This is a genomic window from Burkholderia sp. IMCC1007 (genome assembly GCF_027257875.1).
Classification (GTDB): domain Bacteria; phylum Pseudomonadota; class Gammaproteobacteria; order Burkholderiales; family Burkholderiaceae; genus Burkholderia.
Window position 1 is genome coordinate 35,838 of the sequence record NZ_JAPVQY010000018.1, and the last position, 21,306, is coordinate 57,143.

Annotated in this window: 19 protein-coding genes and 1 pseudogene; 15 read left to right on the forward strand and 5 right to left on the reverse strand. The window is 64.6% G+C overall.

Features of this window, described 5'->3' with window-relative positions; all coding sequences use genetic code 11:
• Nucleotides 1–33: 33 nt before the first annotated feature.
• A pseudogene (locus O1Q03_RS17550) lies at nucleotides 34–267 on the reverse strand (T6SS effector phospholipase Tle3 domain-containing protein); the annotation flags it as partial.
• A gap of 815 nt (nucleotides 268–1,082) precedes the next feature.
• On the opposite strand from O1Q03_RS17550, the gene O1Q03_RS17555 reads away from it, so the two are divergent.
• The 10 genes from O1Q03_RS17555 to O1Q03_RS17600 all read left to right on the forward strand — a co-directional run bounded on the left by O1Q03_RS17555 (nucleotide 1,083) and on the right by O1Q03_RS17600 (nucleotide 10,513).
• Nucleotides 1,083–2,333 (forward strand): MFS transporter, encoded by a 1,251-nt coding sequence (locus O1Q03_RS17555; protein WP_269505045.1) that lies wholly within the window; start codon nucleotides 1,083–1,085, stop codon nucleotides 2,331–2,333.
• A gap of 138 nt (nucleotides 2,334–2,471) precedes the next feature.
• Nucleotides 2,472–3,401 (forward strand): LysR family transcriptional regulator, encoded by a 930-nt coding sequence (locus O1Q03_RS17560; protein WP_269505046.1) that lies wholly within the window; start codon nucleotides 2,472–2,474, stop codon nucleotides 3,399–3,401.
• A 112-nt stretch (nucleotides 3,402–3,513) separates the two neighbouring features.
• Nucleotides 3,514–4,008 (forward strand): hydroxyquinol 1,2-dioxygenase, encoded by a 495-nt coding sequence (locus O1Q03_RS17565; RefSeq protein WP_269505047.1) that lies wholly within the window; start codon nucleotides 3,514–3,516, stop codon nucleotides 4,006–4,008.
• Nucleotides 4,009–4,059: 51 nt separating this feature from the next.
• Nucleotides 4,060–5,079, forward strand: coding sequence for a hydroxyquinol 1,2-dioxygenase (locus O1Q03_RS17570; RefSeq protein WP_269505048.1), 1,020 nt, complete (start codon nucleotides 4,060–4,062; stop codon nucleotides 5,077–5,079).
• 32 nt (nucleotides 5,080–5,111) lie between these two features.
• Complete coding sequence (locus O1Q03_RS17575) at nucleotides 5,112–6,578, forward strand: aldehyde dehydrogenase family protein (RefSeq protein ID WP_269505049.1); 1,467 nt, start codon at nucleotides 5,112–5,114, stop codon at nucleotides 6,576–6,578.
• A 7-nt stretch (nucleotides 6,579–6,585) separates the two neighbouring features.
• Complete coding sequence (locus O1Q03_RS17580) at nucleotides 6,586–7,653, forward strand: maleylacetate reductase (protein ID WP_269505050.1); 1,068 nt, start codon at nucleotides 6,586–6,588, stop codon at nucleotides 7,651–7,653.
• Between the two features lie 28 nt (nucleotides 7,654–7,681).
• Entirely contained in the window at nucleotides 7,682–8,554 is an 873-nt protein-coding gene (locus O1Q03_RS17585; RefSeq protein ID WP_269505051.1) for an intradiol ring-cleavage dioxygenase, read from the forward strand.
• Between the two features lie 5 nt (nucleotides 8,555–8,559).
• Complete coding sequence (locus O1Q03_RS17590; RefSeq protein WP_269505052.1) at nucleotides 8,560–8,871, forward strand: YciI family protein; 312 nt, start codon at nucleotides 8,560–8,562, stop codon at nucleotides 8,869–8,871.
• Between the two features lie 2 nt (nucleotides 8,872–8,873).
• Nucleotides 8,874–9,209: a Rieske (2Fe-2S) protein gene (locus O1Q03_RS17595; RefSeq protein ID WP_269505053.1), complete on the forward strand. Its 336-nt coding sequence runs from the start codon at nucleotides 8,874–8,876 to the stop codon at nucleotides 9,207–9,209.
• 215 nt (nucleotides 9,210–9,424) lie between these two features.
• Entirely contained in the window at nucleotides 9,425–10,513 is a 1,089-nt protein-coding gene (locus O1Q03_RS17600; RefSeq protein WP_269505054.1) for a porin, read from the forward strand.
• A gap of 69 nt (nucleotides 10,514–10,582) precedes the next feature.
• On the opposite strand, the gene O1Q03_RS17605 is transcribed toward O1Q03_RS17600, so the two are convergent.
• The gene (locus tag O1Q03_RS17605) at nucleotides 10,583–11,245 is read right to left on the reverse strand and encodes a glutathione S-transferase family protein (RefSeq protein WP_269505055.1); all 663 of its coding nucleotides are present in this window, start codon (nucleotides 11,243–11,245) and stop codon (nucleotides 10,583–10,585) included.
• Between the two features lie 142 nt (nucleotides 11,246–11,387).
• On the opposite strand from O1Q03_RS17605, the gene O1Q03_RS17610 reads away from it, so the two are divergent.
• The 3 genes from O1Q03_RS17610 (at nucleotide 11,388) to O1Q03_RS17620 (ending at nucleotide 14,624) form a co-directional block, all read left to right on the forward strand.
• Entirely contained in the window at nucleotides 11,388–12,203 is an 816-nt protein-coding gene (locus O1Q03_RS17610) for a DUF6597 domain-containing transcriptional factor (RefSeq protein ID WP_269505120.1), read from the forward strand.
• Between the two features lie 127 nt (nucleotides 12,204–12,330).
• Complete coding sequence (locus O1Q03_RS17615) at nucleotides 12,331–13,173, forward strand: hypothetical protein (RefSeq protein ID WP_332112540.1); 843 nt, start codon at nucleotides 12,331–12,333, stop codon at nucleotides 13,171–13,173.
• A gap of 704 nt (nucleotides 13,174–13,877) precedes the next feature.
• Complete coding sequence (locus O1Q03_RS17620) at nucleotides 13,878–14,624, forward strand: H-NS family nucleoid-associated regulatory protein (protein ID WP_269505056.1); 747 nt, start codon at nucleotides 13,878–13,880, stop codon at nucleotides 14,622–14,624.
• 384 nt (nucleotides 14,625–15,008) lie between these two features.
• Here the strand turns inward: O1Q03_RS17620 and glmS are convergent, their stop codons facing one another.
• Nucleotides 15,009–16,838 (reverse strand): glutamine--fructose-6-phosphate transaminase (isomerizing), encoded by a 1,830-nt coding sequence (glmS, locus tag O1Q03_RS17625; protein ID WP_269505057.1) that lies wholly within the window; start codon nucleotides 16,836–16,838, stop codon nucleotides 15,009–15,011.
• 145 nt (nucleotides 16,839–16,983) lie between these two features.
• On the opposite strand from glmS, the gene O1Q03_RS17630 reads away from it, so the two are divergent.
• Nucleotides 16,984–17,475, forward strand: coding sequence for an Lrp/AsnC family transcriptional regulator (locus O1Q03_RS17630; protein ID WP_269505058.1), 492 nt, complete (start codon nucleotides 16,984–16,986; stop codon nucleotides 17,473–17,475).
• 102 nt (nucleotides 17,476–17,577) lie between these two features.
• Here O1Q03_RS17630 and O1Q03_RS17635 read toward each other — a convergent pair whose 3' ends face one another.
• Entirely contained in the window at nucleotides 17,578–18,117 is a 540-nt protein-coding gene (locus tag O1Q03_RS17635; protein WP_269505059.1) for a methylated-DNA--[protein]-cysteine S-methyltransferase, read from the reverse strand.
• On the reverse strand, nucleotides 18,114–19,583 hold the full coding sequence (locus tag O1Q03_RS17640) for a DNA-3-methyladenine glycosylase 2 family protein (protein ID WP_269505060.1): 1,470 nt from the start codon (nucleotides 19,581–19,583) through the stop codon (nucleotides 18,114–18,116). Before O1Q03_RS17640 ends, O1Q03_RS17635 begins: the two co-directional genes overlap by 4 nt.
• Before the next feature lie 355 nt (nucleotides 19,584–19,938).
• Between O1Q03_RS17640 and O1Q03_RS17645 the strand changes: the two genes are divergently transcribed.
• Entirely contained in the window at nucleotides 19,939–21,231 is a 1,293-nt protein-coding gene (locus tag O1Q03_RS17645; RefSeq protein WP_269505061.1) for an MFS transporter, read from the forward strand.
• Nucleotides 21,232–21,306: the final 75 nt, after the last annotated feature.

Below are 21,306 nucleotides of genomic sequence, written 5' to 3' on the forward strand. Positions count from 1 at the left end.
CCATTCGTGCATCGGCATTCGATTCAGAATTCCGCCTTCGGAGTTCACGCCATGCACGAAGATGACGATGCCGGGCAATGGCATTTGCTTGACGCAGATAAGTCGTATGCCTTTTACGAACCTCGTCACCCCCTCCACGCGACCGACGATGATCGGCGGCGGTTCAGGGCGCGACGCAGGCGCGTCGGGTGTATTGGCATTCGCAGTGGATTGGTCGTCGGTGGGCGTGCTCGCTGGCGGTCGCAGATTGGGATGTGAATCGGTCATCCGGGTTCCTGCATGTGCTAAGAGATACTTACTGAATATCGTCGTGTTGTTCTAAATTATGATTTGTTCGAAATGGAATTATTGTTTAATCAAGCGGTGAGGCTGGAAGATGTGCGGCGAAGAATATCAAACATGCTGGGCGAAATAAATGGATTTATATTTTGAGATGATGTGAGTTGCTTTCGTCCTTGATTTGAAAAGTATTATATATGTAGGGGATTTCGATGCGTTAAATATTCGATGTCGAAATTTTGATGGGTATGGCGATGGGTATTATTAAATTTAAATCGAATGGAGATATTGAAAACTAAGATCCGTCCCATATCGAAATGCCCCGTGACCTGTTGCTGCATCGCAAAGATCGCGCGTTCAAACCCGATCCGCGCACCCAGATTCGTCCGCGATTGCCCACCAGCCGGCCAAACACCGAACAAGCCCCACCATCTACCGAGACCGAGCACCCCGCGCGCCCGAGCACACCCACCCGATATGTCTATGAGGGATTCCCCCGTGCCGCGCGATTGACCACCCGCTCGCGCCCGCATCCCACCCCACAGCGCTTCTCCACCCCCATTCCCCGCGCCCCCATCCCGATTATTCGCATTTCGCGAATGGCGCGTTCGCCGGTTGTTCCATACCCGATCTGCATCCGCGCACCTATCGTTCGGGCGTCGGCTGATTGAATTCGACGCCTGCAACCGAAAAGGCGGCCGTCACTTCCCCGCGACTCGCGTCGCATCGCACACAAAAGACATTGGAACTGGCTCGTGCACCGCTGCTCCGGCGCGCGCAAAGAGCAATCCACGGAGACAGACATGAAATCAAACGAGTGGGATACCGCCTACGAGTGGAAAGCGGTGACGCTGCTGGCGCTCGGCTTCGGCCTGGTCGGCCTCGACCGCTGGCTCATCGCGCCGCTGTTCCCTTCGATCATGAAGGACCTGCACCTGACCGCGCAGGACGTCGGCAACTGCATCGGCGTGCTCGGCCTGTCGTGGGGGATTTTCGCGGCGCTGATGGGCGGCATCTCCGACAAGATCGGCCGCCGCAAGGTGCTGATTCCGGCGATCGTCGCGTTCTCGCTGCTGTCGGGCTTCTCGGGGCTCGCGGGCGGCCTGCTCGGCCTGATCGCGATCCGCGGGCTGATGGGCGTCGCGGAAGGCTCGTTCTGTCCGACGAGTTTCGCGGCGACGGCCGATGCGTCGCATCCGCGGCGGCGCGGGCTGAATCTCGGGCTGCAGCAAAGCGGCTTCGCGCTGTTCGGGCTCGCGCTGTCGCCGATCATCGCGACACAGCTGCTCAGCTTCGTGTCATGGCGCTGGGTGTTCGCGCTCGTGGCCGTCCCCGGCCTGATCCTCGGCGCGATCATGTTCTTCGTCATCCGCGAGCCGAAGCGCACGAAGGAGGTCGTGTCGGAACACGCGCCGGCCTCGCTCGGCCACGTGCTCAAGAGCCGCAACATCCTCGTCGCGATGGCGGCGCTGTGCTGCGCGATGACGGGCGTGTTCGTGCTCGGCGCACTGCTGCCGCTGTACCTGACCGACTATCTCGCGCTCGACACGCAGAAGATGGGCCTCGTGGTGTCGGCGATCGGCTTCGGCGGCTTTCTCGGGCAGTTCGGGCTGCCGGGCCTGTCCGACCTGGTCGGGCGTCGCATCGCGAGCATCGTCGGTTTCGCCGGCACGGCGGTGATGCTCTACATTTTCCGCGGCCTCGGCCCGCAACCGCTCGTGCTGTTCGCGGTCCTGTTCGTCGCGTCGTTCTTCACGCTCGGCCTGGTATCGCTGCTGTCGGGCCCGGTGGCGACCGAAGCCGCGCCGATCGGCCTCGTGTCGACGTCGATCGGCGCGGTGGTTGGTGTCGGCGAAATCTTCGGCGGCGGCATCGCGCCGGCGATGGGCGGCTACGTCGCCGCGCACTTCGGGATCCAGAACATTCTGTGGCTGCCGATGTGCGCGGTGATGCTCGGCATCGTGGTCAGCCTGCTGCTGCGGGAGACCGCCCCCGCCGTGCTGCAGCGCCGCGTGTCCGTGCAACCGGAACTGACGGCGGGCAAGCAGCCGTAATGCGCTGCGCAGCCATACCCGCGCCGGGCGCGCTGTGAGATTGACACCCGTCAGGTGACACAGTGACGCCTTTCGCATGACCCATCCGGCCGGCAGGTCCGGTTAGACTGCCACTTTCGCTTTCAGGAAGGGCGCGGTATGGACCGGTTTCTGAGCATCGAGGCATTCGTCAGGGTCGCGGAGGCGAGCAGTTTTGCGGAAGCCGCGCGACAGCTCGGCGTGACCAGTTCGGTGGTGACGAACCGCATCCAGCAACTGGAGAAGTTCGTCAACGCGCCGCTGTTCCATCGCAGCACGCGCCATGTGCGACTGTCGGAAGTTGGCGAGACCTTCTACCGCGAGTGCGCCGAGGTCGTGGGGCGCGTCAACGAGCTGACGGACCAGATGCGCGAGCTGCGCGCGACCCCCACCGGGCGGCTGCGTATCCAGATGCTGCCCGGCTTCGCGCTCGATCACTTCGGCGTGCCGCTCGCCGAATTCCATCGCCGCTACCCGGGCATCCAGCTCGACATCATCGTCAATGACCGTGTCGTGGACCCTGTCGAAGAAGGGTTCGACATCGCGTTCCAGATCTTCCCGCCGATCTCCGAGTCGCTGATCGAGCGGCGCCTGTTCGTCGTGCGCCGCCTGTTCTGCGCGGCGCCCGCGTACCTCGAAGCGCATGGTGCGCCACAACATCCGCGCGAATTGCTGCAGCACACCACGGCGTTGTATTCGGGCTATCCATCGCGCAATCGCTGGACGATGACGCGCGGCGACGAGGTCGTCGAAATGGAGTTGCCGGGCATGATCCGCTCGAACTCCGTGCATCTGCTGCGCGAGTACGCGCTGACGGGCGGCGGTGTCGTGTGCCTGCCCACGCTGGTCGCGAGCGACGCGCTCGTCGCGGGCAGGCTCGTGCCGATCCTCACCGATTATCAGATCGCGCCGCTGAGCTTTGCCGCCGTTTATCCCGCAACGCAGCGACAGGCGTTGAAGGTGAAGGCGCTGGTCGAATTCCTCGTCGAGTACATCGGCGACGAGTCGCCGTGGGATCGTCCGCTGCTGGAGCGCGGCTGGGTCCGCTGACCGCGATTATTCGCGAAACGCAAATGCCGTAGTCGCGGTCCGTTACCTTGTTGAGGGGCGCGCTCGCCCCTAAAGTTGAATCCAACAAGCGGTTCAACTCAGGAGACAAGCAATGACCGACACGGCATTCCACACCGTCTTTGGTTCGCTCGACGGCTACACGAAGGGCGAGATCGAAATCACCAGCGGCAGCGCACAGCACTACGCGTTCTCGAACGTCTTCGAGGTGGCATCGAAGTCCGCCCCGTACGAAAAAGTCGTCGCCGGCAAAAACCTCGAATACGTGATCGAAGTGCTGCGCACCGACGGCCAGTCGCCGTGGTTTGCCTGCGCGCACGACGAGTTCGCGATCCAGATGGATGGCGAAGTCCGCATCGACTTCATCAAGCTCGACAACCCGCCGACCACCGGCCGCGGCACCGTGAGCGCCGGCACGCAGCCGGTGGGCCGCGAGATGGGCTACGTCGTGCTGCGCAAGGGGCACCAGGCACTGCTGCCGGCCGGCTGCGCGTATCGCTTCGCCGCCAGCCAGCCGGGCGTCGCGCTCGTGCAGACCATGCTCGGCGAGCTGTCCGTCGAGAAGTGGGCCGATATCTGCCTGCACTGATCGCACTGATCGCATCGATCGCCCTCATTCGAACATTCCAGGAGACACGTTATGGCCACCCTCGACACCCTCGATCATCCCGCGAGCTTTGCAGCCGATCTCGTCCAGGCCACGCAGCCCGATGCCGTGACCGGTTACTGCCGCTTCCGGCTCGGCGCGTTCGAGTTCGAGCGCGACGAGTATTTCGTGAAGATCTGCTGGCCGGCAAAAGGCCAGACCCGCACGCATGCGATACCCGCCGACGCATTCCTGCGCGCGATGATGCGCGACGTGGCATGGGGCTTCTTCTACGGCTGGGTGAATTTCGATCACGTGTTCGGCACGCGCAATCACTACGGCAAGGTCGACATGTATGCGGGCACGTTCAACGGCATCCTGAAGGAAGCGGGCGTCGACTACACCGAGACATTCGAAACGCCCACCATCATGGCGACCTTCAAGGCGATGCTGCACGACTGGACCAACGAAGGCTTCGATCCGTTCGCGGCGCCGGAGGAAACGGGCTCGGCATTCGGGCGCAAGCACGGCGAGAACGGCTCGGCGATCGAGCGCACGCGCATCGCGACGCGCCGCATGCCGGGCCTCGAAGGCGACTCGCCGCTGCGCGACGACCTGCCGGTCAATCGCGCATTCCTCGATGTCGCGCAGGACGAGCCGGAAGTGCATGCGGCGCCGGGCTTCGAAGGCGAGCTGCATGCGTTCAACCTGTTCAAGTACCTGTCGCGTTCGGACGTGACGTGGAATCCGTCGGTCACCTCCGTGTGCGGACGCAGCCTGTTCTGTCCGACCACCGAGGAATTCATCCTGCCGGTGTTCCATGGCAACGACCGCGTCGAGTGGTTCCTGCAACTGTCCGACGAAATCGTGTGGGACATCGGCGACAAGAACACCGGTGCGCCGCGTGCGCGCATCACGATGCGGGCCGGCGACATCTGCGCGATGCCCGCCGACATCCGGCATCAGGGCTATTCGACGAAGCGTTCGATGCTGCTTGTGTGGGAAAACGCGACGCCGGACCTTCCGCAGCGATACGAGAGCGGCCAGCTTGCGCCGTATCCGATCGAATTCTAAGCAGTGCTTCAGCAAAAAATCGAGGACGATTCATGCAGACCCAACTCTTCATCGACGGGCGCTTCGTCGACGCCGTCGACGGCGGCACGATCGACGTGCTCAATCCGCACGACGGCTCGCTGATCACGAAAATCGCCGCCGCCACCGCGGCGGACGTGGACCTGGCCGTCGAGGCCGCCACCCGCGCGTTCCCGAAATGGTCGGCCATGCCGGCGGCCGAACGCGGCCGGCTGCTGCTGCGCCTCGCCGACGCGATCGAAGCCAATGCAGAGGAACTCGCACAGCTCGAATCGCTGGACACCGGCCACCCGATCCGCGATTCGCGTGCGCTCGACGTGCCGCGCACGGCAGGCTGCTTCCGCTATTTCGGCGGGATGGCCGACAAGCTGCAGGGCTCGGTGATTCCCGTCGAAACCGGCTTCCTGAACTACGTGCAGCGCGCGCCGATCGGCGTCGTCGGCCAGATCGTGCCGTGGAATTTCCCGCTGATGTTCACGAGCTGGAAGATGGGCCCGGCGCTGGCCGCGGGCAACACCGTGGTGCTCAAGCCATCGGAAATCACGCCGCTGTCGACGTTGCGCATCGTCGAGCTGATGGCCGAGGTCGGCTTCCCGGCCGGTGTCGTCAACATCGTGCCCGGCTACGGGCATACCGCCGGCCAGCGGCTCGCCGAACATCCCGGCGTCGGCAAGATCGCGTTCACCGGTTCGACCGCGACCGGCCGCCGGATCGTCGAGGCATCGCAGGGCAACCTGAAGCGCGTGCAGCTCGAGCTCGGCGGCAAGGGCGCGAACATCGTGTTCGACGATGCGAACCTCGACGCGGCCATCAACGGCGCCGCATGGGCGATCTTCCACAACCAGGGGCAGGCGTGCATCGCCGGCTCGCGTCTTGTGCTGCACGAGCGCATCGCCGACGAATTCCTCGAGCGCTTCGTGTCGCTGGCTACGTCGATCCGCGTCGGCAACCCGCTCGACCCGAACACCGAGATGGGGCCGCTCACGTCGAAGCAGCATCTCGATCGTGTGCTGTCGTTCGTCGACGTTGCTCGCGAGCAGGGCGGCCGTGTGCTCGCCGGCGGCAGCGCGCCGCAGGACGCGGCACTCGCGAACGGCTACTACGTGCGCCCGACCGTGATCGAAGCGAAGAGCGCCGCCGACCGCGTCGCGCAGGAGGAAGTGTTCGGGCCGTTCGTTACCGTGCTGCGCTTCGGCAGCGACGAGGAAGCACTGTCGATCGCGAATGCGACCGAATACGGGCTCGGCAGCGGCCTGTGGACCAACGATCTTTCCCGCGCGCACCGGATGGCGTCGCAGATCGACGCGGGCATGTGCTGGATCAACTGCTACAAGCGCGTGAATCCGGGCAGCCCGTTCGGCGGCATCGGGAAGTCGGGCTATGGCCGCGAGATGGGCTTCGAGGCGATGCACGACTACACGGAAGCGCGCTCGGTGTGGGTCAACGTCGACGGCAAGGTGCCGCCGCACTTCAAGCGTTGAGGGCGACATGGAGCGCTTCGTCTATCAGGGAACGCCTTCGCGCGTCGTATTCGAATGGGGCGCGCTCGCACGCCTGCCGGACGAGCTGTCCACGCTCGGCGCGCAGCGCGCGCTGATCCTGTCGACGCCCGAGCAGCAGGCGCTCGCCGAACGCGTCAGGGACGTGCTCGGCGAGCGGGCCGCCGGCGTATGCGCGCAGGCCGTGATGCACGTGCCGATCGAGGTCGCACGCGCCGCGCGCGCGACGGCCGCCGAGTTGGGCGCGGACTGCTGCATCGCGATCGGCGGCGGTTCGACGATCGGGCTCGGCAAGGCGATCGCGCTCGAGTCGTCGTTGCCGATCCTCGCCGTGCCGACGACGTATGCGGGCTCCGAGATGACGCCGATCTACGGAATCACCGAGGGGCGGCTCAAGCGCACCGGGCGCGATGCGCGCGTGCTGCCGCGCACCGTGCTCTACGATGCGTCGCTGACGGTGTCGCTGCCGCCGGCGATCTCGGCGGCATCCGGCGTCAACGCGATGGCGCACGCGGTCGAAGCGCTCTATGCGGAAGATGCGAACCCGGTGATCAGTCTGATGGCCGAGGAATCGATTCGCGCGCTCGGCGAAGCGCTGCCCGGCGTGGTTCGCGAGCCCGGTGACCGCGAAATGCGCAGCCGTGCGCTGTACGGCGCGTGGCTTGCGGGCACCTGCCTCGGCGCAGTCGGCATGGCGCTGCATCACAAGCTCTGTCATACGCTCGGCGGCACCTTCAACCTGCCGCATGCGCAGACGCACGCGGCGATGTTGCCGCATACGGCACACTACAACCACGCCGCGGCGCCCGATGCGCTGCGACGTGTCGCGCGGGCGCTGGGCGGCACCGACGCGGCCGACGCCGGCCCGCTGCTGTTCGGGCTGAATCGGCAGCTCGGCATTGCCCCGGCGCTCGCCGCCATCGGAATGCCGGAAGCGGGCCTCGACGAAGCCGCCGATCTTGCGTGCCGGAATCCATATGCGAATCCGCGGCCGATCGAACGTGCGGCGATTCGCGAATTGCTTCAGCATGCGTGGGAAGGGCGCGAGCCGCATTGAGCGGCCGGCTGGATACAAGGAGACGAACGTGACGAATGATCATCAAGACGGCGACACCCGGCTGACCGAACAGGTCGTCGCCAGCTTCGACGGTACGCCGAACCCGCGCCTGCGCGTGCTGATGCAAAGCCTCGTGCGGCATCTTCATGCGTTCGTCCGCGAGACGGAGCTGACCGAAGCCGAGTGGATGGCGGCGATTCGCTTCCTGACCGAAACCGGGCAGATGTGCGACGACGTCGTGCGCCAGGAATTCATTCTGTTGTCCGACACGCTTGGCGTATCGATGCTGGTCGATGCGATCAACCATCGCTTCGCGACCGGCGCGACGGAAACCACCGTATTCGGCCCGTTCTACATCAAGGGCATGCCCGATCGCGCGTATGGCGAGAACATGGCGTTCACGCCCGGCTCGCCGGTCGTCGTGCATGGTCGCGTGCTCGACACCGACGGCGCGCCGGTGGCGGACGCCGTGCTCGACGTGTGGCAGACCGCGGACAACGGCATGTATTCCGGGCAGGATACCGAACAGCCTCACGGCAATCTGCGCGGGCGCTACCGGACCGATGCCGAAGGCCGGTATGCGATCACGACGATCCTGCCGGTCAGCTATCCGATTCCGACCGACGGCCCCGTCGGCAAGATGCTCGACGCCACCGGCCGTCATCCGTGGCGGCCCGCGCATCTGCATTTCATGATCGACGCGCCCGGCTATCGCACGCTCGTCACGCATCTGTTCGATGAAGACGACGAATATCTGAAATCGGATGCCGTGTTCGGCGTGAAGCCGTCGCTGATGGTCGCGTATCGCCCGCGCGCCGCGGATGAAGGGATCGCGCGTCAGGTCGGGCTGAGCGGCCCGTATCGCGAAGCGACGTACGACTTCGTGCTCGACCGGAGTTGATCGACATGGCGCGTTTTTTTGCGGTGTTCGCCACCGACCAGCCCGGGATGCGCGAGGTGCGCGAACGCGTGCGGCCCACGCACCGGACCTACCTGCGTTCCGCCGCGCAGCAGGGCGTGTATGTGCGGCTCGGCGGCCCGACGCTCGATCCGCAGGGCGACGCGATGAACGGCACGTTGCTGGTCATCGAGGCGGACGACATCGAGGCCGTGATGCAGTTCATCGGTAACGATCCGTATGTGAAGGAAGGGCTGTTCTCGCGTGTCGAGGTGCGTCCTTGGGACTGGAGCGTCGGCAACCCCGAGCGGAGGGTGTGAGCATGGGCGCCACGCAACTCTGCCGCTTCTCCGATGTGCCCGATGGCGGTGCACGGGTCGTCGATGAAGCGACCATCGGCCGGCCGGTGATCGTCGTGCGGCGCGGGGAACAGGTGTGGGCGTATGTGAACCGTTGCCCGCATTTCTCGGTGCCGCTCGATTTCGTGCCGGGCAATGTTTCGTGCTATCGGTCGCAGGTGCTGATGTGTGCGCATCACAGCGCACTGTTCCGGTTCGACGATGGCGTGTGTATCGACGGGCCGTGCTCGGGTTCACGGCTCGAAGCGGTGGCAGTCGAAGTGGATGCGGCGGCGTGGGTGGTGTGTCGACGCGCGTGAATCGGTAGATGAGTCGATCGCCTCTAGTTCGGTGAAGTCGGGGAATTCGCGGGATTTCATCCGTTCTACTGACTCAGTACGACTAAGTAATTTCAGAATTCCGGCCCGGATGAAAGCCTGATCCGAGCATGTGAAGGTGTTGCTTCTCGAAGCGCCGGGCGAGTACCCGCGATCTGGTGGGCACGCGCTTGAATTTCAAAAAAGACGGAGACAAGATGAAACTGAGGTTTGGCGTATTCGCGATGCTTGCCATCGCGCAGGGCGCGTACGCGCAGAGCAGCGTGGCGTTGTTCGGTCTGATCGACAGCGGCATTTCATACGTCAGCAACGAGGGCGGAGGGAAGAACGTCAAGTTCGACGACGGCATCTTCACGCCGAACCTGTTCGGCTTGCGCGGCACCGAAGATCTCGGCGGCGGATATCGCGCGACGTTCGCGCTCGTGAACCAGTTCTCGATGGCGAATGGCAGCATCGTCGGCACCGGCCTCTTCGGGCGTAACGCGTACGTGGGTATCGAGAGCGACCGGTTCGGCAGCATCCGGCTCGGTAATCAGTATGACTTCATGGTGGATTCCCTCTTTGCGAAGGACAATGAGATCGCGATGGATCTCTCCGGGCTGTACGGCTTTCGCAACGGCCCGTTCCAGCGCCTCGCGCTTCCGGCTAACCCGACCGGCGCGTTCGACTGGGATCGCACGGCAGGCAGCAAGCCGGTCGCGAATTCCGTCAAATACAGCTCGCCGACGATTGCGGGTTTTTCGGGCGGCGTGATGTATGCGTTCGGCGGTGTGGCCGGATCAGTCGGTGCGGACAATACCGTGAGTGCCGGATTGAACTACGAGCTCGGCGCGTTCGGTATCGGCGCGGCCTATACGAACGAGAAATACGGGCCCGCGCCGGGCACGCCGTCGACCAGCGTGCGCAACTGGGGCGTCGGGATGCACTATGACTTCGGTGCCGTGACCGCGAAGGCGTTGCTGACCACCGTGCACAATTCGTTCAACGACGCCGGGGTGTGGATGGCTGAAGCCGGCGGCCTCTGGCGCATCAGGCCGGACGTTTTTCTCGGCGCGAAGTACATGTACATGAAGGGCAACGAAGCCGTGAACGACAATCACGCGCATCAGGTCAGCGTCGCGCTTCAATACCTGTTCACCAAGCGGACGATGGTTTATGTGTCGGCGGACTATCAGCGCGCGAACAGCGGCGCGAACGCGCAGATCAACGGCGTGCTCGATCCGAACGGCGCGTCGAGTTCGGCGAGCCAGGCGGTCGCGCGGATCGGGTTGCATACGATGTTCTGATCGAGCGCCGCTTTGCCGGTATCCGGACGATGGCAGGCGGAACTTGTGTTCCGCCTGCCGTCGTTCGAACTACGATCTTGTCGTTGCGGCCGCTTCCTTGGCCTTGTCCTGCTCTGCCGCCAGCGCGGCATCGGCGGCCTGCGCGCGCTGGATGGCCGGGCGTGCAAGCACGCGATCGATATACGCGCGCATGAGCGGCGTCCCGGGTACCAGCTTGAACATCGTGGTCCAGTTCAATGCCGAGGCCCACAGCACGTCCGCGGCCGTGAAGCGCTCGCCCAGCAGATAGGGGCCGTTGGCCAGTTGCTTTGCGATCGCGTTGAGCACGGCATCGAAGTCGCCGTAGGGCGACGTCGAGTATGCCGCCGGCGGACGATTCATCGAGCGATCGACGAGCGCCGGCTCGAAGCATGAGCCGTAGAACGTCATCCAGCGCAGATAGGGCCCGCGCAGCGCGTCGCCCGGGGCGGGCGACAGGCCGGCTTCCGGATACAGTTCGGCTGCGTACATGTAGACGGCGGCTTGCTCGGTGACGATCACGTCACCGTGGCGCAGTGCGGGAACCTTGCCGAGCGGATTGACCGCGAGGTAGTCGGGTCCATGATGCTTCCCCGTCGAGAGATCGAACGCATGCACTGCGTAGTCGGCGCCCAGTTCCTCGAGCAGCATGCGGGCGCCGGCCGATCGGCTGCGCGGCGAGTGGTACAGGATCAGATGGCGGTCTTGCGGCATGGGCGGGCTCCAGTGTGAGGTCGGCGGTTGGCGGTCAGCGGTCAGCGCCGGGAATTCAAATGTAGGGTGCCCGCGTATCGCCGTCTTGGAAAAATCCGCTGCGGCGGTGCATCATCACGCAATCATCTCCTGGTTCGTCACCATGGCCGACTTGCGTAACGTGACCGACACGCCCAAAGGCGTCGTCGCCCCGAAAGCCTTCAATCAGCGGTTTCGCCTGAATCGCTATCACCCGTGTGCCGAACTGGCCGGCGTGCTCGATCACCACTGGATCGTCGAATGGGATCTGCGCGGCCAGCCGCCGTACGTGCAGCGCACGCTGCCGTATCCGTGCGTGAATCTTGTGTGCGATCGGCGGCAGACGGGCGTTTTCGGGGTGGTGTCGGGGGCGTTCGAGACTACGTTGGCCGGGGCGGGGAGAGTGATTGGCTTGCGGTTTCGACCGGGCGCGTTTCGGGCGTTCTTCGGCAAGCCGGTGCATTTGCTGACCGACAAGGTGCTGCCGGTGTCGACGCTGCTCGACTGTGGCGATGCGGAGGCAGAGAACGCCGTGCTCGGTGCCGACGATGATGCCGGGATGGTCGCGGCGGCGGAGGCGTTGCTGTTGCGCGTGCTGCCGCCAGCTGATCCGCAGGTCGAGCGGATTCATGCCATTTTGCAGATGCTGCAGCAGGATATCGGGCTTACGCAGGTGCGGGATCTGGCCGAGCGTGCGGGGTTGAGCGAGCGTACGCTGCAGCAGCTCTTTTCCAGCTACGTGGGCGTGACGCCGAAGTGGGTGATCTGTCGTTACCGGCTGCATGAGGCCGCGGATAAGCTCGCCGGTGGTGAGCCGGTCGATCTCGCGGAACTGGCTCATTCGTTGGGGTATTTCGATCAGGCGCATTTCACGCGGGATTTTCGGAAGCTGGTCGGGAAGGCGCCGGCGGAGTATCGGCGGGAGGACGGGCAGGGATGAGGTTGCGGATTCGTATGATCATTGAGCTGTCGCGGACCGTCGATGAACCGACGATGACGGCGCTGGTCATCGATGAATTTCAGGCAGCAGGTGCGTGGCCGATCGGTCGCGCTTATAGTGCTCGTCGTTGATCGATCTGCAAGAAAATCAGGAGTTCGTCGTGTTTGACCGGAAATCCAAGTTGAGTCGTTCGAATCTCGTGCGCATCGTCGCGCTGACGATGATGCTGGCGCCCGTCGCTGCGCATGCGGAGGAGGCTGTCGGCGGCGCGACGCGCGCCGCGCACGCTGCCAATAACGGCACGTCACCTGCACAACCGATCGTCGGCGACGACGCGGTCGCCATTCGGGATGCGCTCAAGAAGCTGCACATCAGCACTGACCAGCCGTCGTTGAGCGCGCGGGTTCGCGGGCTGGTGTCCAGCGTCGCGGACCGGCATGGCCCGAATCCCGACCTCGCGGCCGTCGATCTCGATCGTGACGTGACGTTCGTAATTCCGGTGCGCTACGGGCTGAGGTATTCGACACGGCAGCAGTTGTTGACGCTGGACGTCGACCTGTTCGACGCGGAGCGCAACGACCGGACGGACATCGTGCTCAGAAAGGTCACGACGGGGCCACGCGGGCGAGGGCTCGTGATTGCGCCCGAAGCGAAGGCGAAAGGGTATATCCAGCAGGTCGACATCATCGAGATCGATGCCGGGCAAGGTCAGAAGACTTCGGTCCGTAGCCGCATGCGGGTTTCGCCCGCTTTATACGCTCAATCGAATGGCGACTTCGCACTCCTTTTTTCCGGGCGGCTGGTTCGGCCTTATCTGACTGAACAAAGCGAGCATGTCGATCCCAGTATTGACGAGCCGACGGACATTACGACCCGGATCTCCACGTTGCATATGGATATCCGGTCGATCTCGCTGGTGAGTCCGTCGAGTGGGGTTGTGTTGGCGAAGAAGTTGCGGTTGTCGAAGTAGGGTTTTTACCGGACGACGCGGTAATCGTGACCGGCTTCCGGCGTGCACGCATGTGCAGTGCTGCTATGTCGGCCCGCTGCTTGATCTGCGGTGCGTCGATACTGACGTAACCACCACTTCCGGGACGAGACGTCTCAGCACCGAAAGCATGAACCACGACTGTGCGATTGGATTGCGAGCGGGCTAAAGAATCATCTATCGCACAAAGGTGCCATCGCATATCGTGAAGTCCAGGTGAGGTCCCGTATTCCGAAGGGCATGGATGAGCGAATCAATATTCTTATTGAGCTATCCATACCTGTGACGGCCGACAAACGCCAAAGCATGCTGCGGCTTGCAATCGAGGTCAAAGATTGGTGGAATGCGGAGTTGCCAGCCGGTCTGGACATACAATTGCGCGACGCCATCTTCGGCATCTACGTCGTCCAGCGGTTCATATGTAATAGATGGAATAAGGACGACCTGGGCAATCGGACTCGCGGAATCCCGTTCCCGGCGAGACGCGCGAAGCATGTGTCAGTGCCCGCCGACGCATGCACTATTGCTTCGGTTGGCACAGCGTCTATAACTCGAATTGGCATTGACTGCGCGTACCAGGGTGCGCCGCCGCGCTTGGGGAGAGAATTCAATCACGATTGTGGCTCTGGCATGGTAGAAAGCCTATGTCGTATAGTGCAAACATTAATTTTTGGGAGGTGGAGACTATGACTACGCTCGAGAGCATCCAAACGAGAATCGCAAGGCTGCAGGCCCAGGCCGAGGCACTGGTCGCAAAGAAGTCGACCGAAGTGTTGGAAAGAATCCGTGGGCTGATGGAGAAGCATGGAATTACGACGGCCGACATCGACGCGCATGTGGGCGGAAAACAGCGTGGCCGGAGAACCAGCATCAAGGCGGCTGCAAAGCGCGGCACTTCGGCTGCGAAATACCGCAACCCCAAGACCGGGGCGACGTGGACGGGTCACGGTCGCGCGCCGGGATGGATTGCGAATGCCAAGGACCGGAGTAAGTTTTTGATTGATGGTGTGTCGCCCAAGGCGGCCTCCGCCGCCAAGAAGTCTGCAGCGGACGGCAGCCGTTCGCAGGGCGCGCTGCCGCCGCTATACCGCGACCCGAAAACCGGAGCAACGTGGAGTGGCCGAGGCCGCGCGCCAGCTTGGCTCGCGGGCGCCAAGGACCGCTCCAAATTCCTGATTGCAAAAGCAGATGTAACCGCCGCAGGACCGACGGCAAAAGCGGCAAAAAAGAGCGCAGCAGCTAAAAAGGTTTCCAGCAAGAAGGTAGCTGCCAAGAAAGTCGCGGCAAAGAAAGGCGCCCCGGTCGCCAAGAAGGCCGCGGCGAAGAGGCCCGTGGCAAAGAAAGCGAGAAAAGTAGCGGTCAAGAACGTGGCGGGCGCGGTCGAGCCAGTGCAGGCGGCCGAGACGTCGGCTACTGCACCCGCTGCCGCATAAGCGCTGGCCTTCGCAGCGCCCGATAAACCTCGAATCGAGCTGCGTCGCAGTCGGCGCTGCTCGAGATCGATTTCGATGCCAGGTTCTGCGCCGGCAACTGTTCGGAACGGTAGGCCACGTGGGACTTGGCGCGGTGGTTTCCCTGAGAATTTGCTCCGTCTCTGCTCAATTCTGAGCCGATATCCAGGGCTCGGAAGAGCGCGATGATGCCGTTCGCGCTGCTTTCCCTGGAGCGTTTTGGCATCGGAATCGGAGTTTCAACCTGCGTCACACACAAAAAATTCCGGATGCATCCAATAGAAGCCGCAAATTTACGCGATTTCACACCACAAATTTTGGACTTCTATTTCGCTTTTCCACGACACGCGATAGCGACCGCCTCCCTCACTCCACCGTCACCGACTTAGCCAAGTTCCTCGGCTTATCAATATCCGTCCCCCGAGCCAACGCCGCGTGATAAGCGAGCAACTGCATCGGCACCGTATGCAGAATCGGCGACAGCGGCCCGTAGTATTCATTGAGCCGAATCACCTCGATCCCTTCACTGGGCACCAGCCCGCAGTCCACATCGGCGAACACGAAAAGCCTGCCATTCCGTGCACTGACCTCATGCATGTTCGACCGGAGCTTTTCCAGAAGCACGTCATTCGGCGCTACCGCAATAACGGGCATTTCATTGCTGACCAACGCCAGCGGCCCATGCTTCAGCTCCCCGGCGGGATAAGCCTCCGCATGAATATACGAAATCTCCTTCATCTTCAGCGCGCCCTCGAGCGCGATCGGATAATGCATCCCGCGTCCGAGAAACAGCATGTTGTCGCGCCGCGCGAGCAGTTCCGACCAGCCCATGATCTGCGGCTCCAGCGCGAGCACCTTCGACATCGCATCCGGCAGATGCCGCAACGCGCGCAAGTGCTCCTTCTCGTCGTCGTCGCTCAACCGCCCGCGCACCTGCGCCAGTGACAACGTCAGCAGGAACAACGCGACGAGCTGGGTCGTAAAAGCCTTCGTCGAAGCCACGCCGATCTCGATCCCCGCCCGCGTGACGAACTGCAGCGCGCATTCGCGCATCAGTGCGCTCGTCGCGACGTTGCAGATCGCGAGCGTATGCGTCATCCCGCGCTGCTTCGCCACATGCACCGCACCGAGCACGTCAGCCGTCTCGCCACTCTGCGACACCGCGACGACGAGCGTGCGCGGATTCGGCACGCTGTCGCGATACCGAAACTCGCTCGCGATCTCGACGCTCGCCGGCAGCTTCGCGATGCTCTCGATCCAGTACTTCGCGGTCAACGCCGCGTGATAGCTGCCGCCGCACGCGAGCAGCAATACCGAATCGACGTCGTTGAACACGCGCCATGCACCGTCGCCGAACAGCTCCGGCATGATCGACCCGACATCGAGCAACGTATCGGCTACCGCCTGCGGCTGCTCGAAGATTTCCTTCTGCATGTAGTAGCGATACGACCCGAGGTCGGCCGCACCGCTATGCGCGGCCACGCGCTGCACCGCGCGCTCGACACGCTGGCCGGCTGCATCGACGATCCAGTAGCGATGGAGCTGGATATCGGCGACGTCGCCGTTCTCGAGGTAAGCGATGCGATCGGTGATGCCCGACAACGCGATCGCATCCGACGCGAGGAAATTCTCGCCGTCGCCGACACCGACGACGAGCGGCATCCCGTCGCGCGCACCGACGATCCGGTGCGGCTCGTCGCGGCACATCACCGCGATCGCGTAGCTGCCGCGCAGTCGCGCGACGGCGCGGCGCACCGCGTCGAACAGGTCGCCGTCGTACAAATGGTCGATCAGGTGCGCGATCGCTTCGCTGTCGGTCTGGCTCGCGAACACATAGCCGTGCGCCTGAAGCTCCGCGCGCAGTTGATCGCAATTCTCGATGATCCCGTTGTGCGACAGCGCGATGCGTGCGTTCTCGTCGCTCGGCGAGAAGTGCGGATGCGCGTTGAGCGTGACGGGCGCGCCGTGCGTCGCCCAGCGCGTATGCGCGATGCCCGTGTAACCGGACAGCGCATGCGCGGCGATCTCGCGCTGCAGGTTCGCGACGCGGTCGACGCTGCGTGCACGCGCCAACGCGCGGTCACGGTAGACCACGACGCCGCACGAGTCGTAGCCGCGGTATTCGAGCCGCTTCAGCCCGTCGACGAGGTTCGGCAGGATGTCCCGCTGGGCAACCGCCCCGACAATTCCACACATATCGCGCTCCGTAAATGACCGTGACAGCGATGGTAGAGGCGGGAGAATGGAATTAAATTTCAAAACACGTCGTGAAATGAAACACGCAGGCGATCAGCTATCATGTTGAAATTAAATTTCACACCCTGACCGTAAGGAGCCGCCAATGCCCGGCATCACGCTCGACGATCTCGACCTGCGCATTCTCGCGATCCTGCAGGAGGACGCGTCGGTATCGAACCTGGAGCTGGCCGAGCGCGCGTTGTCGTCGCCGCCGACCTGCATGCGCCGCGTGCGCCGGCTGACGGAAGCGGGCGTGATTCGCCGGCAGGTCGCGGTGCTCGATCCCGTCGCGATCGGCACGGCCGTCACGGCGTTGATCGAGATCAGCCTCGACCGGCAGACGGCCGAAGACTACGACGCGTTCGAAGCCTACGTGTGCGCGGAGCCGGCGGTCACGCAGTGCTACCGCGTGTCGCCGGGGCCGGACTTCGTGGTGGTGGCCGATCTGGCCGACGTCGCCGAATACGACGCGTTCGCGCGGCGGCTGTTCACCGGCGCATCGAACGTGCGCAACGTGCGGACGTTCTTCTCGACGCATCGCGCGAAGTTCGAAGCGAACGCGCGCGTCGCGCATGCGCTGCGCAAGCGCGCGTGACCGTATCGCGGATCGGCGTCAAGCTGCGGCCGTGAACGCGCGCACCATGTCCTCGGGCACGATCACGCGCCCGTCACAAACTGGCGCCGCGTCGACGTTCAATCAGAACGCGAGCGACTGCTGCATCGCATGGCGCTCGCCACGCTGAAATCCCGCCCCTTCGAGCGACAACAACGCGCGTTTCCGTTCGATTCCGCCCGCATACCCGGTCAGGCTGCCCGACGCGCCGATCACGCGATGGCACGGCACCATGATCGACACGGGATTGCGACCGACCGCACCGCCGACGGCGCGCGCGGCACTCATTGGCAGTCCGACGCGTTCGGTGATGTCGCCGTACGACACGAGTTCGCCGAACGGAATCGCGAGCAGTTGCTTCCACACGCTGCGCTGAAACGCAGTGCCGCGCAGGTGAATCGGCACCGTGAAGGTCTCGCGCGTGCCAGTGAAATACTCGGCGACTTCTTCGGCGACCTTGCGCGCGAGCGGCGATGCGGTGCGTGCGTCCGCGCTCGGGTCCGGTGCGATCGCGAGCGACGGATAGTATTTCTGCCCGACGAAAAAAAGGCCCGTCAGCGCATCGTCCTCGATGCGGATGGCGATGTCGCCCAGCGGGCTCGGAATCAGATGAGCGGGAGTCATCGCGAAGCGTCTCCATGAAGGCGCCACACATGCAGTGCGGCATACGCGCGCCACGGCGCCCAGCGCGCGGCATGCGGTGCGGTTGACGGGGTGCGCGAACGCTCGGCGCGTGCGGCGGGAAGCCACGCGTCGTCGGCGGGGAACGCGTTCGGCCAGCCCATCGCGCGCATCGCGACGTACTGCACCGCGCGTTCATCGAAACCGGGCATCGCGCGCAACGCGGCGAGCGTCGCATCGAGCGGCGCCATCGGTTCGAGCGCGAGCGTGCCGTCGGCGACCGCGCGTGCCAGCGACACGATCGCGCGCGCCGCATCGCGTGCGACACCGATCGCTTCGAAAGCGGCCGGCGGCGCGCAAGCGAGCGTCGCAGCGGAAGGCAGCGCGTGCGTGAGGCCGGGCGGCGCGTGGTCCACCGACGTGCCGAACCGTTCGGCAACGCGCGCGAGTATCGCGGCGGCGTGCGTTGCCGCCAACCGCTCGCCCGCGATCGCGCGGATCGCAATCTCGAGCCCGTCGAACGCACCGGGCACGCGCAGGCCGGGCGAGCCGTCCGCGAGTTCGCCGAGGTGCGCGTCGATCACGTCGGGCCGGCTGTCGAGGTCGAACAGCCGCCGCACGCGCGCGAGCACGGCCGGCACGACGGGCGTCAGCGCGGGCGATACGGTGACCGCGAGCGCGAACCGCTGCGGCACGTGCGCGACGGACAACCAGCCGTTGACATCACCGTCGCCATGTCCGTTCGGCAGCGCGACGACGCGTGCATAACCGTTCGCGTCGATCCGCTCGACGCCGTCGATCTGCCGCTGCGCGAGAAACTGCATCAGCGCGGCCCACGCGAACGGCGGCCGGTACGGCAGCAGGAACGTCATGTCGGCGCCCGCCGTCGCACCGGCGCCCTTGCGCAGGCGCAGCGGATTGAGGCCGTAGCGTTGCCGGAACAGATCGTTGAAGCGCCGCACGCTGCCGAATCCGGCGGTCGATGCGACGACGGCCACCGGCAGCGCAGTGTCGGTCAACAGGCGCTTGGCCATCAGCAGCCGGTGCGTCTGCGCGAATTCGATTGGCGACACGCCGAACTGCGCGGCGAAGATCCGGCGCAGATGGCGCTCGGTCACGCCGACCCGCTGCGCGAGTGCATCGACCGCGTGTTCATTCAGGAAACCGTTCTCGATCAGCGTGGCGGCCGCGTCGGCGAGATTGCCGGACAGGTCGAGCAGCCCGTGACCGGGCGCGAGCTCGGGCCGGCAGCGCATGCACGGCCGGAAGCCGGCTTTCTCGGCCGCGGCGGCGGTCGGGTAGTAGCTGCAGTTCTGCGCCTTCGGCGGCTTCACCGGACAAACGGGGCGGCAATACACACCCGTCGTCGACACGCCGACGAAGAACCAGCCGTCGAAGCGGCGGTTTCGTGAGAGCAGGGCGTCGTAGCAGGTGTCGGGATCGAGGCGCATGCGACGACTGTAAACCATCCGCGCCACCGATTCTGGCTGGAATCGGACATGTGTATCGGCGCGGTCCGCTTGCGTCATGGCACCACGTTGGAGACCCGTTTCCCGCGCAGGAAACCGCCGAAAAAACGGTTAATGCCACTCTCCGAAACAGTCGTCTCTTTTCGCGCGGCTCGATGTGAGACGACTCATCGAAATCCCCGACTGACATGCGGGGGGCGCCCATCCTATTCTTTGAAAAACGTTTTCCAGACATCGACAGGCGACCGGCCGTGCCACCCGTGCGGCGTGCCGCCGCCCGCCCGGCGCCCGCCGCCGGTCACGGACACGCATCATCCAGCGGCGCGGCGGGCGCGGCCGCGCATCGGAGACACTCATGCAATCTGCCGTCGTCGGCGCCGTGCGCGCCGCGGCCAGCCGCTACCGCTGGACCGTCTGCGCGCTGCTGTTCTTCGCGACCGTCATCAACTACATGGATCGGCAGATCCTCGGCCTGCTCGCGCCGATGCTCCAGCACGACATTGGCTGGAGCCAGGTGCAGTACGGCCGCATCGTGATGGCGTTTTCCGCGTTCTATGCGATCGGGCTGCTCGGCTTCGGCCGCATCGTCGACTGGCTCGGCACGCGGATCTCGTACGCGGCCGCGATGCTGGTGTGGAGTATTGCCGCGATGCTGCATGCCGCGGTCGGCTCGGTGATGGGCTTCGCCGCGGTGCGCGCGCTGCTCGGGATCGGCGAGGGCGGCAACTTCCCGGCGGCGATCAAGACGACGGCCGAATGGTTTCCGCGCCGCGAACGCGCGCTGGCAACCGGCATCTTCAACTCGGGCGCGAACATCGGCGCGGTGTTCGCGCCGGCGATCATCCCGGCGATCGCGGTGGCCTACGGCTGGCGCGCGGCGTTCGTGATCATCGGCGCGATCGGCATCGTGTGGCTCGCGGTGTGGCTGGTGATGTACCGCACGGCCGACACGCGCGCACTCGCCGCGGAATACGACGAACCGCGCGACGAAGCCGAAGCGCTCGACGCGGCGAACGCGGACGCCGGCGCGCCGCGCTGGGGCGAGCTGATCCGCAAGCGCGAGACGTGGGCGTTCCTGATCGGCAAGTTCCTGACCGACCCGGTGTGGTGGTTCTACCTGTTCTGGCTGCCGAAGTGGCTGAACGAGTCGCGCGGGATGGACATGCAGCATATCGGCCTGCCGCTCGTGTGCATCTACGCGCTGACGACGGTGGGCAGCATCGGCGGCGGCTGGGTGTCGTCGGCGCTGCTGCGCGCGGGCTGGAGCGTGAACGGCGCGCGCAAGACGGCGATGCTGATCTGCGCATGCTGCGTGCTGCCGATCGCGTTCGTGTCGCAGGTGCAGAGCCTGTGGACCGCCGTGCTGATCGTCGGCCTCGCCGCGGCCGCGCATCAGGGCTGGTCGGCGAACCTGTTCACGACGGCGTCCGACCTGTTCCCGCGCCGCGCGGTCGCGTCGGTGGTCGGCATCGGCGGGATGGCCGGCTCGATCGGCGGCGTGCTGTTCTCGGAAGTGGTCGGCCAGGTGCTGCAACGCACGGGCCACTACTGGGTGCTGTTCGCGATCGGTGCATCGGCCTATCTGATCGCACTGGCCGTGATGCACGCGCTCACGCCGAAGATGAAGCCCGCGAAGCTCGACGCATAGTCGCAGGCCCGCAAACGAACGCGCCGCCTCGAAGGTCGAAGGCGGCGCGTTTGCTTTGGGCGCGAAAGGACGCGA

What these genes read in the sequence shown, in the direction of transcription:
- O1Q03_RS17555 (WP_269505045.1), top strand. Translation starts at nt 1,083, where the DNA reads ATGAAATCAAACGAGTGGGATACCGCCTACGAGTGGAAAGCGGTGACG.
- O1Q03_RS17560 (WP_269505046.1), top strand. Translation starts at nt 2,472, where the DNA reads ATGGACCGGTTTCTGAGCATCGAGGCATTCGTCAGGGTCGCGGAGGCG.
- O1Q03_RS17565 (WP_269505047.1), top strand. Translation starts at nt 3,514, where the DNA reads ATGACCGACACGGCATTCCACACCGTCTTTGGTTCGCTCGACGGCTAC.
- O1Q03_RS17570 (WP_269505048.1), top strand. Translation starts at nt 4,060, where the DNA reads ATGGCCACCCTCGACACCCTCGATCATCCCGCGAGCTTTGCAGCCGAT.
- O1Q03_RS17575 (WP_269505049.1), top strand. Translation starts at nt 5,112, where the DNA reads ATGCAGACCCAACTCTTCATCGACGGGCGCTTCGTCGACGCCGTCGAC.
- O1Q03_RS17580 (WP_269505050.1), top strand. Translation starts at nt 6,586, where the DNA reads ATGGAGCGCTTCGTCTATCAGGGAACGCCTTCGCGCGTCGTATTCGAA.
- O1Q03_RS17590 (WP_269505052.1), top strand. Translation starts at nt 8,560, where the DNA reads ATGGCGCGTTTTTTTGCGGTGTTCGCCACCGACCAGCCCGGGATGCGC.
- O1Q03_RS17595 (WP_269505053.1), top strand. Translation starts at nt 8,874, where the DNA reads ATGGGCGCCACGCAACTCTGCCGCTTCTCCGATGTGCCCGATGGCGGT.
- O1Q03_RS17600 (WP_269505054.1), top strand. Translation starts at nt 9,425, where the DNA reads ATGAAACTGAGGTTTGGCGTATTCGCGATGCTTGCCATCGCGCAGGGC.
- O1Q03_RS17605 (WP_269505055.1), bottom strand. Translation starts at nt 11,245, where the DNA reads ATGCCGCAAGACCGCCATCTGATCCTGTACCACTCGCCGCGCAGCCGA.
- O1Q03_RS17610 (WP_269505120.1), top strand. Translation starts at nt 11,388, where the DNA reads ATGGCCGACTTGCGTAACGTGACCGACACGCCCAAAGGCGTCGTCGCC.
- O1Q03_RS17620 (WP_269505056.1), top strand. Translation starts at nt 13,878, where the DNA reads ATGACTACGCTCGAGAGCATCCAAACGAGAATCGCAAGGCTGCAGGCC.
- glmS (WP_269505057.1), bottom strand. Translation starts at nt 16,838, where the DNA reads ATGTGTGGAATTGTCGGGGCGGTTGCCCAGCGGGACATCCTGCCGAAC.
- O1Q03_RS17630 (WP_269505058.1), top strand. Translation starts at nt 16,984, where the DNA reads ATGCCCGGCATCACGCTCGACGATCTCGACCTGCGCATTCTCGCGATC.
- O1Q03_RS17635 (WP_269505059.1), bottom strand. Translation starts at nt 18,117, where the DNA reads ATGACTCCCGCTCATCTGATTCCGAGCCCGCTGGGCGACATCGCCATC.
- O1Q03_RS17640 (WP_269505060.1), bottom strand. Translation starts at nt 19,583, where the DNA reads ATGGTTTACAGTCGTCGCATGCGCCTCGATCCCGACACCTGCTACGAC.
- O1Q03_RS17645 (WP_269505061.1), top strand. Translation starts at nt 19,939, where the DNA reads ATGCAATCTGCCGTCGTCGGCGCCGTGCGCGCCGCGGCCAGCCGCTAC.